General features: G+C 62.2%; 3 protein-coding genes. 2 read left to right on the top strand and 1 reads right to left on the bottom strand.

What is annotated here, in order from left to right:
• A partial coding sequence (locus tag ACTS2Z_RS00635) for a toprim domain-containing protein (protein ID WP_442571303.1) occupies nt 1-586 on the top strand: 586 nt, incomplete at its 5' end.
• Between the two features lie 329 nt (nt 587-915).
• Entirely contained in the window at nt 916-1,851 is a 936-nt protein-coding gene (locus tag ACTS2Z_RS00630; protein WP_442571302.1) for a DUF2493 domain-containing protein, read from the top strand.
• 74 nt (nt 1,852-1,925) lie between these two features.
• Here the strand turns inward: ACTS2Z_RS00630 and ACTS2Z_RS00625 are convergent, their stop codons facing one another.
• On the bottom strand, nt 1,926-2,498 hold the full coding sequence (locus tag ACTS2Z_RS00625; protein ID WP_038076332.1) for a hypothetical protein: 573 nt from the start codon (nt 2,496-2,498) through the stop codon (nt 1,926-1,928).
• Nucleotides 2,499-2,679 lie beyond the last annotated feature (181 nt).

Genomic DNA, 2,679 nt, shown 5'->3' with positions numbered 1-2,679 from the left:
AGCGTTTCACCAAATGCAAAGCCTGCGGTTCCATCCCCCCTCCTTCTATGGGCCCGAAGGCGGCGGGCCGATCGCGCGGCTTCCGGCCATGCTCGCCGCCATCACCGATCTCGAGGGCCGTCATACCGGCACCCATCGCACCTGGCTGCGGCCGGACGGGAGCGCCAAGGCCGATGTCGACACACCGCGGCGCGCGATGGGCACTTTGCTCGGGAACGGCGTGCGGTTCGGCGCGCCCGCAGACGTGCTCATCGCGGGCGAGGGGATCGAGACGGTTCTTTCCGTGCGCTCGGCCCTGCCCGAAATACCCGCCCTTGCGGCTCTGTCGTCGGGACACCTGGCCGCCATCCGGTTTCCCGCTGGCCTGCGGCGGCTCTACGTCTTGCGCGACCGTGATCCCGCAGGCGCGGCAGCAAGGGATCGACTGGAGGCGCGTGCAGCCGAGACCGGGATCGAGGCGGTGACTCTCACGCCGCGACTGGGCGACTTCAACGATGATCTCCGGCGGTATGGTCTGGCGGCTTTGCAAGCGCGGTTGCGGCTTCATCTCCACGTCGAGGATGCCGCTCGTTCCGTGCCGGTGTGACAGGGCGGCAATCGGGCTGGCGCTGTACGGCTCACAGCATCGTTTTCGCAGGGGCATCCCGCGCGGTTCCCATCCACAGGAAAGGCCGGCGCGCACGGCCTTCTCAGAGGGCAGGAGGCCCACAATCGGGACGGCCCGGCAATGGCCGCGCTCCGGCTATTTTCCGCCGCGCCCCGTTGGGGCGCTTTGCATCGCGAGGCAAAATAGCCGGGCTTGGCCATCAAGGCCCTCGCGAAAGGCTCGGGCTGCCCGGCCGCGCCGCCCGTGGGCGCGTTCCTGCCACAAAGGCCGCGTGTGGCGCGCGGCTCCCCCGAGGAAGGAACCCGCAGATGACCCTCGATCCCGAAACCGATGCCCACGAGCCGCATCACAGCACGTCCTCGACCGCCCATGTCCTGACCGAACTCCAGCTCTACGGCTGGCGCCCCTACGAAGATGAACCCGACCTGCGTCCCTTGCCCGAGGGCAGCCAGATCGCCGGTGCCGTCGCCGATATCCTCGACGCCCTCGTCGCGACGCTGGGTGAAACGCGCCTAGAGCCCGATCTCGACGAACTGCTCTGGGGCGCGGTCAACCTCTTTCATCGCGCGCTGGCGCGGGCCGAACGTGAACTCGACGACAACGAACAGGCGCAGCGCCGCCTGCAGCGGGAACAGGATGGCTCGGAGGTGAAATCCCTCGAACTCGAACGCCTCGTGGCCGAGGGGCAGAGCATGGTCGAACGGCGCACAGCGCTGGAACTCTTTCGTGACCTCGCCGCCGAGGGCTTCGAGCATCACCTCGGCAAACCCTGGCATCCCCGGACCGGCTCGCGCGTCAGCCATCGCAACCTGACCGCCGCGATGATCGACAGCCGGGATTTTCTCGCCGCCCGCCGCCGGGCCGAGGCGCAGCTGCTTCTGCCCGAAGGCCCCAAGGTGGCCGTGACCGGCGGGGCGGATTTCAACGATCACCGCGTGATCTGGGCGCGGCTCGACCGGGTCCATGCCAAGCACCCGGACATGGTGCTGCTCCACGGCGGTTCACCCAAAGGGGCGGAGCTCATCGCCTCCCGCTGGGCCGACAACCGCAAGGTGCCCCAGGTCGCCTTCCGGCCCGACTGGACCAAGCACGGCCGTTCGGCCCCGTTCAAGCGCAACGACGCGATGCTGGATGTCCTGCCGATCGGTGTGCTCGTCTTTCCCGGCACCGGGATCCAGGAGAACCTCGCAGACAAGGCCCGCAAGCTGGGCATTCCGGTCCTGAAGCATAAGAATAGCGCTTAGATCACGTCTTTAGAGCCGCGAGACTTGCATGTTCGACAACAAGTAGCCAGCCCATGAGTTGCTTCTCTCGAGAACTATGCGATTGGCGCTTCGCTTTTCTCGCCAAGGCCGAAACCTTTCAGCATCCAAATGGTCGATTTTGCTGGAAGAAGTTTTTTCTTTCCGGCGAGTCCCCTGAGGTCACCATAGGGGTTCTTACCAGTTTCTTGTTTCACGAACTCCCCCAAATCACTCATGTATTGCAGGGCATAATATATTGCCTCTCGACGGGTTGGATCTGTTGTCTTCTTTCCGTGGATGAGCTTGTTTCTTATGTCCTGAGCTTTCGTTAAATTGGATTTGGCATCGGCAGGGATGCCTTTGGAGAAGATGTTCTTGAAGACCGCCGCATATTTTTCGGCAGTGAAGTGTTGCTTCTGAAGTTCACTATCAACTTTCTCCGAGGCGCAATCGTGTATTCGAATAAGCCCGCATTTAAGGGCGCGGTGATGCCCCTCTTCAAGCTTCATAAAGCAGTATGCCAAAGCAATTTCGTAATTTTTTCCATCGGCCAGTAGCGGCTCCAGCTTTCCCAAATAATTCTTCACATCCCCGTCGAGACCGTCGTAGATGGCTTTCAGGCCTTTGTAACTCTTGGGTACTGGCATCTTAATCCATTCCAATCACGAGTTGGTTAGTCCGTGTCCATGGGCGAGCAACAAGCATCGAAATGTCGCGCTGCATGTGAGTCTACACTAATCTCCTGAGTTCGCTCGGCAACGTCTATCGTCAGCAACGCTCTGCTGATTAGCACGGCAAGGCTTGACCGAAACACAATGTAGCATCACC

Origin of the sequence: Glycocaulis sp., from assembly GCF_052168375.1 — a bacterium.
Taxonomy (GTDB): Bacteria; Pseudomonadota; Alphaproteobacteria; order Caulobacterales; family Maricaulaceae; genus Glycocaulis.
The sequence above is the reverse complement of the archived record's forward strand: the minus strand, read 5'-3'. Positions and strand labels throughout refer to the sequence as shown.

What these genes read in the sequence shown, in the direction of transcription:
- ACTS2Z_RS00630 (WP_442571302.1), top strand. Translation starts at nt 916, where the DNA reads ATGACCCTCGATCCCGAAACCGATGCCCACGAGCCGCATCACAGCACG.
- ACTS2Z_RS00625 (WP_038076332.1), bottom strand. Translation starts at nt 2,498, where the DNA reads ATGCCAGTACCCAAGAGTTACAAAGGCCTGAAAGCCATCTACGACGGT.